The sequence below is a fragment of the Streptomyces sp. NPDC028635 genome (genome assembly GCF_040637635.1).
In the GTDB taxonomy this organism is placed as follows: Bacteria; Actinomycetota; Actinomycetes; order Streptomycetales; family Streptomycetaceae; genus Streptomyces.
In genome coordinates, this window is record NZ_JBEZWX010000048.1 from 1 (window position 1) to 12,835 (window position 12,835).

The 12,835-nt window shown below is 72.4% G+C and carries 15 protein-coding genes; 5 read left to right on the forward strand and 10 right to left on the reverse strand.

Annotated features, from left to right (window positions below):
* From AB0E88_RS31825 to AB0E88_RS31835, 3 genes are all read right to left on the reverse strand, one after another.
* The coding region (locus tag AB0E88_RS31825) for a DUF2637 domain-containing protein (RefSeq protein ID WP_361637857.1) at positions 1-365 on the reverse strand (365 nt) is incomplete at its 3' end.
* A gap of 171 nt (positions 366-536) precedes the next feature.
* The gene (locus tag AB0E88_RS31830) at positions 537-1,460 is read right to left on the reverse strand and encodes a DUF3558 family protein (RefSeq protein ID WP_361637859.1); all 924 of its coding nucleotides are present in this window, start codon (positions 1,458-1,460) and stop codon (positions 537-539) included.
* A gap of 118 nt (positions 1,461-1,578) precedes the next feature.
* A complete protein-coding gene (locus AB0E88_RS31835) occupies positions 1,579-2,430 on the reverse strand; it encodes a DUF3558 domain-containing protein (RefSeq protein WP_361637861.1) in 852 nt (283 codons plus the stop codon).
* 201 nt (positions 2,431-2,631) lie between these two features.
* Between AB0E88_RS31835 and AB0E88_RS31840 the strand changes: the two genes are divergently transcribed.
* The gene (locus AB0E88_RS31840; RefSeq protein WP_361637863.1) at positions 2,632-3,825 is read left to right on the forward strand and encodes an RtcB family protein; all 1,194 of its coding nucleotides are present in this window, start codon (positions 2,632-2,634) and stop codon (positions 3,823-3,825) included.
* Here AB0E88_RS31840 and AB0E88_RS31845 read toward each other — a convergent pair.
* The 4 genes from AB0E88_RS31845 to AB0E88_RS31860 form a co-directional block, all read right to left on the reverse strand.
* The gene (locus AB0E88_RS31845; protein ID WP_361637865.1) at positions 3,815-5,086 is read right to left on the reverse strand and encodes a GNAT family N-acetyltransferase; all 1,272 of its coding nucleotides are present in this window, start codon (positions 5,084-5,086) and stop codon (positions 3,815-3,817) included. The genes AB0E88_RS31840 and AB0E88_RS31845 overlap by 11 nt on opposite strands.
* Before the next feature lie 14 nt (positions 5,087-5,100).
* On the reverse strand, positions 5,101-5,256 hold the full coding sequence (locus tag AB0E88_RS31850; protein ID WP_361637867.1) for a hypothetical protein: 156 nt from the start codon (positions 5,254-5,256) through the stop codon (positions 5,101-5,103).
* Entirely contained in the window at positions 5,256-6,032 is a 777-nt protein-coding gene (locus AB0E88_RS31855; protein ID WP_361637869.1) for an SDR family NAD(P)-dependent oxidoreductase, read from the reverse strand. The genes AB0E88_RS31850 and AB0E88_RS31855 overlap by 1 nt, the downstream gene beginning before the upstream one ends.
* A 74-nt stretch (positions 6,033-6,106) precedes the next feature.
* A complete protein-coding gene (locus AB0E88_RS31860) occupies positions 6,107-6,445 on the reverse strand; it encodes a YnfA family protein (RefSeq protein WP_361637871.1) in 339 nt (112 codons plus the stop codon).
* Between the two features lie 254 nt (positions 6,446-6,699).
* On the opposite strand from AB0E88_RS31860, the gene AB0E88_RS31865 reads away from it, so the two are divergent.
* Together AB0E88_RS31865 and AB0E88_RS31870 are read left to right on the forward strand one after the other, a co-directional pair.
* Positions 6,700-7,257, forward strand: coding sequence for a hypothetical protein (locus AB0E88_RS31865; RefSeq protein ID WP_361637873.1), 558 nt, complete (start codon positions 6,700-6,702; stop codon positions 7,255-7,257).
* A 109-nt stretch (positions 7,258-7,366) separates the two neighbouring features.
* On the forward strand, positions 7,367-7,840 hold the full coding sequence (locus AB0E88_RS31870; RefSeq protein ID WP_361637875.1) for a MarR family transcriptional regulator: 474 nt from the start codon (positions 7,367-7,369) through the stop codon (positions 7,838-7,840).
* A 12-nt stretch (positions 7,841-7,852) separates the two neighbouring features.
* Here the strand turns inward: AB0E88_RS31870 and AB0E88_RS31875 are convergent, their stop codons facing one another.
* The 3 genes from AB0E88_RS31875 to AB0E88_RS31885 form a co-directional block, all read right to left on the reverse strand.
* Entirely contained in the window at positions 7,853-8,557 is a 705-nt protein-coding gene (locus tag AB0E88_RS31875; RefSeq protein WP_361637876.1) for a class F sortase, read from the reverse strand.
* Between the two features lie 101 nt (positions 8,558-8,658).
* A complete protein-coding gene (locus AB0E88_RS31880; RefSeq protein ID WP_361637878.1) occupies positions 8,659-9,750 on the reverse strand; it encodes a hypothetical protein in 1,092 nt (363 codons plus the stop codon).
* Positions 9,751-9,921: 171 nt separating this feature from the next.
* Positions 9,922-10,338 carry a helix-turn-helix domain-containing protein gene (locus tag AB0E88_RS31885; RefSeq protein WP_361637880.1) on the reverse strand — a complete coding sequence of 139 codons (417 nt, stop codon included), beginning with the start codon at positions 10,336-10,338 and terminating at the stop codon, positions 9,922-9,924.
* Positions 10,339-10,462: 124 nt separating this feature from the next.
* On the opposite strand from AB0E88_RS31885, the gene AB0E88_RS31890 reads away from it, so the two are divergent.
* Together AB0E88_RS31890 and AB0E88_RS31895 are read left to right on the forward strand one after the other, a co-directional pair.
* Positions 10,463-11,347, forward strand: a complete 885-nt coding sequence (locus AB0E88_RS31890; protein WP_361637882.1) for an NADP-dependent oxidoreductase — start codon at positions 10,463-10,465, stop codon at positions 11,345-11,347.
* 140 nt (positions 11,348-11,487) lie between these two features.
* Positions 11,488-12,825 carry an MFS transporter gene (locus AB0E88_RS31895; protein ID WP_361637884.1) on the forward strand — a complete coding sequence of 446 codons (1,338 nt, stop codon included), beginning with the start codon at positions 11,488-11,490 and terminating at the stop codon, positions 12,823-12,825.
* Positions 12,826-12,835 lie beyond the last annotated feature (10 nt).

Sequence of the window (12,835 nt, forward strand, 5' to 3'; positions counted from 1 at the left end):
TCGACGGAGACGACGAACAGGATGGGGATGACCGCGTGCATGCCGACGCCGAGGGGGTCGGGCCAGGCGGCGGCGCCGTTGAAGGCGATGGTGGCCGCGGTGAGCAGCCAGGCGGTCTGGCGCAGCAGCGGGAAGGGGATGCGGATCCAGGTCAGCAGCAGGTCCAGGGCGAGCAGGACACAGATGCCGGCGTCGATGCCGATCGGGAAGACGTAGGAGAAGTTCCCGAAGCCCTTCTTGATCGCCAGTTCCCGCACGGCGGCGTAGGAACCGGCGAAGCCGATCCCCGCGATGATCAGGGCGCCGGACACGACCACACCGATCAGAATCCGGTGCATCCGAGTCAGCTGCGGTGGCGCGGCCACGCGTACTCCCCTCCCCTTGCCTGCTGTTGCGCGCAACAGGGTGGCACATGTGTACGGCGAACGTGGCGCCGGTACCGCCGGAGCCCGGCCCCGCGGAGGGCCGGGCTCCGGCAAACAGGCCCGAACCGGGCCCTGTTGACGTCGCACGGAGGCGGCGGTCTTTTCTCGCCGTCAGTCCTTCTTCGCCGCCGAAGCGGACGGGGACGCGGACTTCGACGCGGAAGCGGACGGGGAGGCCGGCTTCGACGCGGAGGCCGACGGGGCCGACGGGGACGCGGGGGCCTTGCCGCCGCCCGTGCCGCCGCCGTCGCCGTTCGCGGACGACACCGAGGCCACGGCCTCCTTCACCGCCTGCTCCGCGGCCTTCGTCAGCTCGCCGGCGTCGGGCGCCTTGTCACCGGCGAGGCCGGCGCCGTTGTAGTCCAGGGTGACGACCACGTTCTCGACCCGGGCGACGACCGTCTGCTGCTTGAAGTCGCCCTCCTTCTTCTTCAGGTCGTAGCGCACCGTCGTCGCCTCGTCGCCCGTCCCCGCGACCGGCTGCGACGCGGTGTTCTTCGCGCCCGTCGTCGACTTCGCCTCCTGCACCTGCTTCAGGAAGTACGCGTGGGCCTGCTCGTTGCCCGAACCGCGCGAGACGTCCGACTCGAAGCGCAGCAGGGAGACGTTGAGCCAGCGGAACTGCGAGCCCTTCACGCCCTTGTTGTCCAGGCTGTTCCAGGAGCAACTGGCCCGCGTGGCGAGGTCGCCGGAGCTGCCCTCCTTGCCCTTGGTGCCCTTGGGCACCAGGTCCTGGAGCGTCTTGTTCGACAACACCCCGCACGCCTGCGGCAGCTTGGCGTACGCCGCCGCCTGCACGGTCGGCGACGCGCTCGCCGACGACGACGAGCTGCTCGCGCTCGCGCCGGAGCCGGCCTTGGCCTGGTCGTCGGAGCCGGAGTCCGAGGAGGAGCACCCGGCGGCCACCAGCATCACGGGGACGGCGGCCGCGCAGACAAGGACGCGGTTCAGCCGCGCCGCGCGCTGCGGGCGCTTCGTACGCATCTCGGGCTGGTCGTCACGCTGGGCTCGTCGCTGCATGGTTCCTTCACTCATGTGGCTCGTGGTTCCTGCGGTCGGAACGGGTCCGAGGGGCCACGGTACGCGGTGCCGACGCCACGCGGCCGTGCTTCGTCCGCTCCCCGGACACGCGCGGCGGGGAGCGCGGGGCGGGTCAGCCGGACAGCGAATCGTCCAGCTGCGCCGCCAGTTTCCGGGCCCTGTCCTGCATTTCCTTGCTGTCCGGGACCGCCGTGACGGACGTCGGCTGCTCCTCGTACCGGATGGTCACGATGACGTTCGACGTGCGGAACGCCACAGTCACCGTGCGCTGCTTGGCCGTCGAACCGGGGCCGCCCAGCTGGTCGTCGAGGAACGCCTCGTCGCCGACGTCGTCCAGGGTGCGGGGCTGCAGATCGGTGGTGGCGGAGGCCGACGGCGAGGGGGAGACGGAGCCGGAGGCGGCCCCGGACGGCGTACCGGACGGCGACGCGGAGGGCGCGGTGGACGGCGCTGTCGTGGACGGCGTCCCGGACGGGCTCGCGGTGTCGAAGTCCGCGGTGGCCGAGGTGCTCGGCGCCGGCAGGTCGGCCGCCGTCTGCAGGCGCGCGAAGAGCTGCTCGGCCTGGGCGTCGTCGCTGACGGCGCTGTCGTAGGAGACGACCCGCTCGAAGTCCACGGAGAGATGGTCGGTGGCGGCCGCGGACTCCACCTTCCAGCGGCAGCCGACCTTGCGGTCGGTGCTGTAGGTCAGCTCCGCCTCGCCCTGGTAGGCCTTCTGTCGCTGCACCTCGTCGGCGATCTCCCGGATGCCGGGCAGCAGCGCGTCGAGCGTGTCGTGGCCGACCACACCGCACGGCTGGGGCAGCGTGCGGTACTTGCCGGGCTCGGCGACCGCGGTGGCCGAGCCGGCCGCGCCGGGGTTGGAGTTGTCGGTGCGGCCGCCCTCGTCGGAGCCGCTGGTGCAGGCGGCCAGCAGCGCCGCGAGAAGGGCGACGGTGCCGGGTACGAACGCCTTGCGCTGCACGGGTGAGGCTCCTCTCGACGGTGCGCGGACGATCGTGTCCGCGCTGGTTATTCGCTTGCCGCACGGGGGCGCCCCCTGCGCACCATGTGTATCGCACGCACGACCGTGGATGCCGGTCCGTTGTCTCTTTCATCGACCTTGGCTCCGGTTTTTGCGATACAGGTCTTTTGTTCTGTTTTCCGGGGGAATGAGGAAGTAGAGATGTCGTACGTGGAGATGCCGGGCGCCAAGGTGCCGATCCGTCTGTGGACGGATCCGGCGACGGTCGAGGACGTGGCGCTGCAGCAGCTGCGCAACGTGGCGACCCTGCCCTGGATCAAGGGCCTGGCCGTCATGCCCGACGTCCACTACGGCAAGGGCGCGACGGTCGGCTCGGTCATCGCGATGCAGGGCGCGGTGTGCCCGGCGGCGGTCGGCGTGGACATCGGCTGCGGGATGTCGGCGGTGCGGACGTCACTGACGGCGAACGACCTGCCGGGCGACCTGTCACGCCTGCGCTCGAAGATCGAGCAGGCGATCCCGGTGGGGCGCGGCATGCACGACGACCCCGTCGACCCGGGACGGTTCCACGGCCTGGCGACCGCCGGCTGGGACGACTTCTGGGGGCGGTTCGGTGGTGTCGCCGAGGCGGTCAAGTTCCGTGCGGAGCGCGCCACGAAGCAGATGGGAACGCTCGGATCGGGCAACCATTTCGTTGAAGTATGCACCGATACGACCGGTTCCGTCTGGCTCATGCTGCACTCCGGCTCCCGCAACATCGGCAAGGAACTGGCCGAGCACCACATCGGAGTGGCCCAGAAGCTCCCGCACAACCAGGGCCTGGTCGACCGCGACCTGGCGGTCTTCGTCGCGGACACCCCGCAGATGGCGGCGTACCGCAACGACCTGTTCTGGGCGCAGGAGTACGCCAAGTACAACCGCACGATCATGATGGCGCTCCTGAAGGACGTGATCCGCAAGGAGTTCAAGAAGGCGAAGCCGGCCTTCGAACAGGAGATCTCCTGTCACCACAACTACGTGGCGGAGGAGCGGTACGACGGCATGGACCTGCTGGTGACCCGCAAGGGCGCGATCCGGGCCGGCTCCGGCGACTACGGGATCATCCCCGGCTCGATGGGCACGGGGTCGTACATCGTGAAGGGCCTCGGCAACGACAAGTCCTTCAACTCCGCCTCGCACGGCGCGGGACGCCGGATGAGCCGCAACGCGGCCAAGCGGCGCTTCACGACCAAGGACCTGGAGGAGCAGACCCAGGGCGTGGAGTGCCGCAAGGACTCCGGCGTCGTCGACGAGATCCCGGGTGCCTACAAGCCGATCGACCAGGTCATCGACCAGCAGCGGGACCTCGTCGAGGTCGTGGCGAAGCTGAAGCAGGTCGTCTGCGTCAAGGGCTGAGCCGCTTCTCCATCAGGGTCACCGCGTACGGGCTGCCGCCGCCGTCCGTCTTCGCGGGCTGTTCGCCGACGACCCGGTAACCCGCCGACTCGTAGTAGGCGCGCAGGCGGGGGTTGGTGGAGAGGCAGTCGAGGCGGGCGTGGGGGCGGCCCTTCGCCGTGATGCGGGACTCCGCCTCCGCCAGCATGGCCCGGCCCGCGCCGGGCGGGGCCGTGTGCGGCACGGTCATCAGGCGGTGGATGTAGCCGGCGTCGGCGGGGCGGGGGCCCCAGGCCGCCTCGTCGGTCCACCAGAGTTCCCAGGCGCCGACGAGGGCGGTGCCGGCGTACGCCAGCCAGACCTCGCCCTCGTGCATCCGGCGCACGAAGTGGGCCTCGTCCTTCTCGCCCGGCTTCCACTGGTCGATGCCGCGCGCCAGCTGCCACAGGGCCGCGCTGTCGCGCAGGCGGACCAGCAGCGGGGCGTCCGCCTCGGTGGCCTCGCGGAACGTCAGCGCGGGCCAGGCCGTGGGGCGGGGCTCCAGCAGGGCGTCGCGCAGGGTCGCCGCGAGGGCCGCCGCGTCCATGCCGAGGGCCTGGCCGACGTACGCCTCGACGCTGCCGTACCGCTCCTTCAGGGCGGTCAGGAACAGGCGCATGACCGCGGCGGGGGCGCGGCCGTAGCCGGGCCAGGCGGGGGACGCGCCGCCGTTGCGGGTGCGCCAGTCCGCGAGCAGGGCCCCGGTGGCCAGTTCCGTGAGGCTGAAGTCCTCGACGATCGTCGGCTCGTCGATGCCGAGGAGGGCGAGGACGAGGGCGGCGATCTCACCGGTGCGGTCCTTGCCGGAGGCGCAGTGGAAGACGACCGGGGTGTCGCGCCGGGCCGAGTCCGCGATGGTCTCCAGAGCCTCGCGGATCTCCTTCACGCCGTCCTCCGCCACCTCCATGAACCGTTCGGCCAGATAGGGGCCAGGGTCGATGTCGGCGGTCAACGCGGCCTGGTCGTACGGGCGGTGCTCGATGCTCAGGTTGCGGTAGGTGAGCGAGGGGTGCTCGGGGACGCGGCCGGTGCGCTCGATCTCCCACGGATAGCGCAGGTCGATGACGGTGCCGACGCCGAGGGACAGGAAGCGGTCCCAGTCCGCGGTTCCCTCGGCGAGCTTGCCGAGGGAGTCGGAGCGGTAGAGACGGCCGGGGCGGACGCGGTGAGTGCCGTCCGGGGTCGGATAGCCGCCCAGATCGCGGAAGTTGCGCAGGGCGTCGAAGGGTATGTGTCGGTCCACCCGCCTATTGAGCCCTACTTGGCGTGCCGGACGGCGTAGATCATGACGAACGCCACGATGTGGATGCCGAAGAGGAAGTACGCCAGGAAGATCCACACCTGGCGTTCGTCCTTCGTCTCCTGGGCCAGCCGGCGCTGCTCCGGCGACAGCTCCTTCTCGTCGTCGGCCATCAGCCTTCCCGGTGCACCTTGGTGTTCGACGCCTGCGCGCGCGGACGGACCACCAGCAGGTCGATGTTGACGTGGCTGGGGCGGGTGACGGTCCAGGTGATGGTCTCGGCGACGTCGTCGGCGGTCAGCGGCTCGGCGACGCCCTGGTAGACCTTCTCCGCCCGCTCCCGGTCGCCGCCGAAGCGGGTGAGGGCGAACTCGTCGGTCTTGACCATGCCGGGGGCGACCTCGATGACGCGGACCGGCTTGCCGACGATCTCCAGGCGCAGCGTCTCGGCGAGGACGTGCTCACCGTGCTTGGCGGCGACGTAACCGGCGCCGCCCTCATAGGTGCCGAGCCCGGCGGTGGAGGACACGACGACGACCGTGCCGTCACCGCTCGCCTCCAGCTTGGGCAGCAGGGCCTGGGTGAGGTTGAGGGTGCCGATCACGTTCGTCTCGAACATCGTGCGCCAGTCGTCCGGGTCGCCGGTGGCGACCGGGTCGGCGCCGAGGGCGCCGCCGGCGTTGTTCACCAGCACGCCGATCGTCTTGAACGCGCTCGCGAACTCGTCGACGGCGGCGCGGTCCGTGACGTCCAGCGGGTACGCCGTCGCGGAGTGCCCGGCGGCGTTGATCTCCTCGGCGATCGCCTCGATGCGGTCCTTGCGGCGGGCGGTGAGGACGACGCGGTAGCCGGCGGCGGCCAGCCGGCGGGCCGTGGCGGCGCCGATGCCGCTGCTCGCCCCGGTGACGACGGCGATGCGGGAGGCGGCGGACGGTACGGCGGTGGCCATGGGCTGCTCCTCGGACGTCTGTGCGCTGGTCCGGCCCAGGATAGGCGGCGGCGCCGGCGTACGGGCGGGCACGGTCAGCCGTTGCCGCGCGGCGCCCACATGATCAGCGCCATGCCGGCCAGGCAGACGAGGGCGCCGGCCACGTCCCAGCGGTCGGGCCGGTAGCCGTCCGCGACGGCGCCCCACAGCAGGGAACCGGCGACGAAGATCCCGCCGTAGGCGGCGAGGACCCGGCCGAAGTGGGCGTCGGGCTGGAAGGTGGCGACGAACCCGTACGCGCCGAGGGCGAGGACCCCGCCGGCGGCCCACCACCAGCCGCGGTGCTCGCGCACGCCCTGCCAGACCAGCCAGGCGCCACCGATCTCCAGGATCGCGGCGAGGACGAAGAGGGCGGCGGACCGGACGATGAGCATGCGCGCAGCTTGGCACACGGCCCTGGGCGGGGGCCGGGACCGGGCGGGGTGCCCTCTGTGGGGCGAGTGGGGCGCGTGGGGCGCGTGGGGCGGGTGGGCGTCCGCGCGGGCCGCGCGGTGGAGCGGACGCCGGGACCGGAGTGCGGGATGGCGTGGGGCGCGGGTGGTGTCACCCGCTGGACGGCGCCTGGGGCGGGGCCGGTGGGGGATACATGGCAGCGATGTGCCGGACGGTCGGGTGAGGAGTGGGTGGCGTGCGTGGGCTTGCGATGTGGGGTACGGCACTGGCGGCGCTCGGTGCGGTCGCGGTGGGCGGGCCGGCGGGTGCCGCGGTCGCACTGACCGGGCCGGAGGACGGGCAGGGGGTGCGCCAGGCGGTGCCGGAGGACGGGCCGCAGGCCGGGCAGGGGGTGCGGGAGGCGGGTCGGGAGGCGGACCTCGTGTATCACGGGTCGGTGGTGCTCGGCGGGGGCCGGGTCCATGTCGAGCTGACGCCGCGGAACCTCGGTCCGGCGGCGGTGCCGGAGGCGGCCGTGCGGCTGCGCTGGTCGGTGCCGCTCGCCGACAGCGGGCAGCGGCTGCCGGGCGGGTGCGTGCGCACCGCCGAGCGCGACCTGGTGTGCCGCACGGGCGCGCTCACCGCGGGCGAGGTGGGCGAGCGGATCGACCTCGACCTGCGGCTTCGCGGCCGGCCGGCTCAGGTGCGGCTGGAGCTCGGCACGGTGTGGCGCGGCGGTGTCCCGGACCACAACCGGGCCAACGACAGCTACCAGGTGCTCGTGCTGGACACCGGGGACGCGTACTCGTTCTGACGGCCCGGGTCCCGGTCCTGACGGCCGGGGTCCGGTCCGCGCCGGGGGCCCGGCGCACCGTCGCTGCGTCGTACGCTTTCTGCATCACGCAAGCGAAGGGGTGCGGCGGATGGCGCGGGACGGGCGGGCGCGGCTGCTGGAGGAACTGTCGGGCGTGTCCCGGCGGTACATGGCGTCGTACGCGTTGTTCAACCAGGCCGTCGCCGACCACCTGCGGCTGCATCCCACGGATGTGCAGTGCCTGAACCTCCTCGCGCTGGAGGAGGGGCCCGTGACCACGGGCCGGATCGCGGAGCTGACGGGGCTGACGACCGGGTCGGCGACCCGGCTGGTGGACCGGCTGGAGAAGGCCGGCTATGTGCGCCGGGAGCGGGACGCGACGGACCGGCGCAAGGTGCTGGTGGTGACCGTGCCGGAGCGCATCGCCGAGTTCGGCCGCATGTGGGACCGGCTCGGGGGCGGCTGGTACGCCCTCTTCGACGATCTGGACGAGTCGCAGCTCGGCGTCATCGTCGACCACATGCGCCGTACGACGCGGTTCGGCGCGGAGCAGGTGGCGCGGTTGCGGGCCGGGGACGTGTAGCCGCCGCACGGCTCAGCGCGCGGACGTCCGGACCAGGTCGGCGTACAGGATGATGTTGTCCGGGCGGTGACCTGCGCGCAGGTCGCCGCCGCAGGTGATGACGCGCAGTTCGGGGCGGGTGGTGTCGCCGTACACCCGCTGGGTGGGGAAGTGTCTCTTGTCCACCTGTTGCAGGGAGCGGACGGCGAAGACGGCGGTGGAGCCGTCGGCGCGGTCGACGGTGATGGTGTCGCCGGGACGCACCCGCGCCACGTCCTTCAGGACCGCGGGGCCCTTGACCGTGTCGAAGTGGCCGATGAGGACGGCCGGTCCCCTCTGGCCGGGGGTGACGCCCTCCCGGTACCAGCCGATGCGGTCCGCCTGGGCGACGGAGGGCACCTGGACGGTTCCGTCGGCGGCCAGGCCGAGTTCGAGGACGGGCGAGGTGTCGACGCCGGCGGCCGGGATGCGGACCCGCACGGGTTCGGCGGCGGGGAGCGGTCCCGGTGCGGGCGTGGACGCGGCCGGGGTGGGCGTTGTGGGCGTCGCCGGCGGCGGGGTGGAGGCGGTGATGTTGGCGGCCGGACCGTGCGCGGCCGGTGCCGGGGCGTCGGCGTTGAGTGCGGTGACCGTCATCCAGCCACCGGCGGACAGCGCGACCGCCGCCGTGAGCGTGATCCAGCGCAGGCGGTGGCGGGAGGGCGGGGGCGGGGCGTCCTGGCCGGTGGGCGCGTTCATCGGGTTCCTCGGGACGTTCTCGGATCGCGCCGGGGGAGACGCGGACGGCGGGCCGCCGGTGACGATCGGCGGCCCGCCAGGAGTGCGGTGGTGACGGGGGATCAGACGCCCGCGCCGGTGCGGCGGCGACGGACCACGTAACCGAGGCCGATCACGCCGGCCGCGGCCACGGCGACGCCGCCGGTCAGCATCGCGGTGTTCTGCTCACCGCCGGTGCCCTCGGCACCCGCGGCCACACCGCCGGCCGGGACGACCTTGGTCTGGGTGGTGGTCTGGGTGGTGCCGGTGTTCTGCGTGGTGCCGCTGCCCGCGTGCTTCGAGGTGCCCTTGTCCGTGCCGGTGCCGGTGCCCGGGTTCAGGCACTTCTTGGGGAGCTTGGGGAAGGGCGTCTCGCGCCAGGGGGCGTCGCCGCCCTGGTTGTTGTCGAGGAAGACCGGGCTGGTGCTGAAGGCGTTCTTGATCTTCAGACCGTTGACGGTGTCCTCGAGGTGGTTGCGGTCCACGGTGGACACCGCCTTGCCCTTGCCGTCCTTCAGGACGGCCTTCGGGCCGGCCGAGAGGCTGTTGGTCAGGTCGACCGTCCAGCCGCCGAAGCGGGAGGGGATCGTCTGCATCACGGTGCACTTGCCGAGGACGGTGATCGGGCCGGTGCCGGCGGGGACGCCGGAACCCGTCCCCGTCCCGGAACCCGTCCCCGTGCCGGAACCCGTGCCCGTCCCGGAACCCGTCCCCGTGCCGGAACCCGTGCCGGACCCGGAACCCGTCCCCGTGCCGGACCCGGACCCCGTCCCCGTCTGCACGCAGTCCTGCGGCAGGGCCGGGAACGGCCTCTCGCGCCACGGCGCCGGGTCGCCCTGGGAGCGGTCGAGGAAGAGCGGACTGGTGGAGTCCGCGTTCTTGATCTTGAGGCCGTTGGCCAGGTCCTCGGGGTGGGCGCGGTCCACGGTGGACACCGCCTTGCCCTTGTCGTCCTTGAGCACGGCCTTCGGGCCGGCCGAGAGGCTGTTGGTCAGGTCGACCGTCCAGCCGCCGAACGCGGAGGGGACGGTCGTCGTCGCGGTGCAGTGCGCGGTGGTCCCGCCCTGGCCGTCGGCGGCGAAGGCGACGGCCGGCGTGAGCAGGGCGCCGGCGAGAGCGGCGGTGGCGACGGCGGCGCGGAGTGCGACGCGGTGGCGCGAGAACACAGCAGACATGGTGATCCCCCCAGGGACGGCAAGAGCGGTGAAGGCAAGGAGATCGCCCCGCGCGGTTCTTCCGTCCGGCCCCCCGGTTTCGGCCCCTGCGCTGTGCGATGCCTCAAGTCTGCTGATCACATGACCTTGATCGATGCGGGAACCGTCACCACCGTGTAACACGGCGACGGCTCACTTCTCCGGCCGCCCGCCGTTCTCCGCGTCGTAGCGCTCGCGGGCCCTGTGCACCTCGTCGAAGTGGGTCTCCGCCCAGTCCTTCACGGCCGTCAGCAGGCAGGCGAGGCTGCTGCCGAGCGGCGTCAGCGCGTAGTCGACGCGGACCGGCACGGAGGGGGTGACGGCACGGCTGACGATGCCGTCGCGTTCGAGGGCGCGCACGGTCTGGGTGAGCATCTTCGGGCTCACGCCGGCGATCTTGCGGCTGAGGTCGCTGTAGCGCATGGGCCCGGCCGACAGGGCGGCGACGACCAGGCTGACCCACTTGTCGCTGAGCCGGCCGAGGAGCTGGTTGGTGGGGCATTCGCGCAGGAAGGCGTCGTACTCGAAGCGGGCCTGTTCGCGGCGCTGGGCCGCGGTGGTCGTCGCCATGGCTCTCCTCCCGGTGCGGTAGGCACCTTCAGGTAACTACTTCCCATTGGATAGTAGCTCTCTTTACGGTTGTCCACATCGCAAGCCAGGCGAAGCAAGTAGCGGGACGACAAGGAGAGTTGAGATGCGTGCAGCAGTGGTGAGGACCTTCGGCGGACCCGAGGCCGTGGAGGTCGTGGAGACGGCCCTGCCGGAACCGGGCGCGCGGCAGGTGCGGATCAAGGTCGCCGCCAGTGCGCTGAACCCCGTCGACGCGGGGGTGCGCGCCGGCGCGTTCGGCGGTGCCGGCCGGCAGATCGGGCTGGGCTGGGACGTCGCCGGGACGGTCGACGCGACCGGTGTCGCCACGGCCTGGAACGCCGGCGACGCGGTCGTGGCGCTGGACTACGGCATGGCCGAGCCGCTCGGGGCGCACGCCGAGTACGTCGTCGTCGACACCGACGCGGTGGCCAAGGCTCCGGCCACGGCCGACGCGGTGCACGCGGCGACGCTGCCGCTGAACGGGCTGACGGCCGTACAGGCCCTGGACGGTCTGCGGTTGACGCCGGGGGACACGCTGCTGGTGACGGGCGCCGCCGGGGCGGTCGGCGGGTACGCCGTGCAGCTCGCAGCGCACCGGGGGGTGACCGTGACGGGGCTGGCCCGGGAGAGCGACGCGGAGCTGGTGCGCTCGCTGGGCGCCGCACACGCCACCACCGCCCGGGCGGGCGCGTTCGACGCGGTGCTGGACGCGGCGGTTCTCGGCGAGACGGCACTGGCGTGGGTGCGGGACGGCGGTGCGTACACCGGGGTGATCCCGCAGGCCCAGCCCGCCTCCGTGCGCGGGGTGCGCACCGCGGCGGTCGAGGTGAGCGCCGACGGGGCGCGGCTGGCGGAGCTGGTGCGGCTGGTGGACGAGGGGGTGCTGACCCTGCGGGTGGCCGAGACGTTCGCGCTGGACGACGCGGCCAAGGCGCACGCCCGGCTCGCCCAGGGCGGGGTGCGCGGGCGCCTGGTGCTGGTGCCGTAGCGGCACGGGCCCCACTGCCGCCTGGGCCGCCCCCGCGACCGTGCGCCCTAAGGGACTGTTAGGACTTCGTTCCCGATGTTGAGCGGCCCTCTCCCCGCCGTCGACTCTGTGTCTCCCGGGCCGCAGACAAGGGAGTTCCGATGGCCACACAGCCCACGACCGAGCGCGTGCGCGACCCGCGCCGCGGTGAACGCAGGGTCGTCAGCAACATCCTGCGCGGATCGATCGGCAACCTGATCGAGTGGTACGACTGGTACGCGTACACCGCGTTCAGCGTCTACTTCGCCGCGACGTTCTTCCCCTCCGGCGACCAGACCGCCCAACTGCTCAACACCGCCGCGGTGTTCGCCGTCGGGTTCCTGATGCGGCCGATCGGCGGCTGGCTCCTCGGCCGCTACGCCGATCGCCGGGGCAGGCGCGCGGCACTGACGTTGTCGGTGACGCTCATGGCGGCCGGTTCGCTGATCGTGGCGCTGACCCCGTCGTACGGCTCGATCGGGGTCGCCGCGCCGGTGCTGCTGGTGACCGCGCGGCTGCTCCAGGGCCTCTCGGTGGGCGGCGAGTACTCGACCTCGGCCACCTACATGTCCGAGGTGGCCTCGCCCGGCCGCCGCGGCTACTACTCCAGCTTCCAGTACGTCACCCTCATCGCCGGCCAGCTCACCGCGCTCGGCCTCCAGATCATCCTGCAACAGGTCCTCACCTCCGCGCAGATGGAGGCGTGGGGCTGGCGGATCGCGTTCGTGGCCGGTGCCGCGGGGGCGCTCGTGGTCCTGTGGCTGCGGCGCGGCATGGACGAGTCGGAGAGCTACGAGCGGGCCGCGGCCGGAGCGGGCGACGGACCGGCGCGCGGCAGCGTGCGGCTGCTGCTGAACTACCCGCGGCAGTGCCTGGTCGTCGTCGGGCTGACCATGGGCGGCACCCTCTTCTTCTACACGTACACCACCTACCTGCAGAAGTTCATGGTCAACACCAGCGGCATCGCCAAGCCGACGGCGGCCTGGATCAACTTCTTCGCGCTGATCGTGTTCGTCGTCCTGCAGCCGGTCATGGGCCTGCTCTCCGACCGGCTGGGGCGGCGCCCGATGCTGATCGCGTTCGGCGTGCTCGGCACCGCCGTGACGGTGCCCTCGCTCACCCTGCTGTCGCACACCGACGACCCGGTGTACGCGTTCCTGCTCATGGTCGTGCCGCTGGCCGTCAGCTCGCTGTACACGTCGATCAGCGCGGTGGTGAAGGCCGAGCTGTTCCCGGTCTCGATCCGCGCCCTGGGGGTCGGCCTGCCCTACGCGCTGACCGTGGCCCTGTTCGGCGGGACCGCGGAATACGTCGCCCTGTGGTTCAAGAACGCCGGCCACGAGAGCTGGTACTTCTCCTACGTCACCGCCTGCGTGCTGGTCTCGCTGCTCGTCTACATTCGGATGCGCGAGACGTCGGACGGATCGCCGCTGGAGACGGAGTCCCGGGACCCGAGGTGAGGGAGGCGAC

What these genes read in the sequence shown, in the direction of transcription:
- AB0E88_RS31830 (WP_361637859.1), bottom strand. Translation starts at nt 1,460, where the DNA reads ATGAGTGAAGGAACCATGCAGCGACGAGCCCAGCGTGACGACCAGCCC.
- AB0E88_RS31840 (WP_361637863.1), top strand. Translation starts at nt 2,632, where the DNA reads ATGTCGTACGTGGAGATGCCGGGCGCCAAGGTGCCGATCCGTCTGTGG.
- AB0E88_RS31850 (WP_361637867.1), bottom strand. Translation starts at nt 5,256, where the DNA reads ATGGCCGACGACGAGAAGGAGCTGTCGCCGGAGCAGCGCCGGCTGGCC.
- AB0E88_RS31855 (WP_361637869.1), bottom strand. Translation starts at nt 6,032, where the DNA reads ATGGCCACCGCCGTACCGTCCGCCGCCTCCCGCATCGCCGTCGTCACC.
- AB0E88_RS31860 (WP_361637871.1), bottom strand. Translation starts at nt 6,445, where the DNA reads ATGCTCATCGTCCGGTCCGCCGCCCTCTTCGTCCTCGCCGCGATCCTG.
- AB0E88_RS31870 (WP_361637875.1), top strand. Translation starts at nt 7,367, where the DNA reads ATGGCGCGGGACGGGCGGGCGCGGCTGCTGGAGGAACTGTCGGGCGTG.
- AB0E88_RS31875 (WP_361637876.1), bottom strand. Translation starts at nt 8,557, where the DNA reads ATGAACGCGCCCACCGGCCAGGACGCCCCGCCCCCGCCCTCCCGCCAC.
- AB0E88_RS31880 (WP_361637878.1), bottom strand. Translation starts at nt 9,750, where the DNA reads ATGTCTGCTGTGTTCTCGCGCCACCGCGTCGCACTCCGCGCCGCCGTC.
- AB0E88_RS31885 (WP_361637880.1), bottom strand. Translation starts at nt 10,338, where the DNA reads ATGGCGACGACCACCGCGGCCCAGCGCCGCGAACAGGCCCGCTTCGAG.
- AB0E88_RS31890 (WP_361637882.1), top strand. Translation starts at nt 10,463, where the DNA reads ATGCGTGCAGCAGTGGTGAGGACCTTCGGCGGACCCGAGGCCGTGGAG.
- AB0E88_RS31895 (WP_361637884.1), top strand. Translation starts at nt 11,488, where the DNA reads ATGGCCACACAGCCCACGACCGAGCGCGTGCGCGACCCGCGCCGCGGT.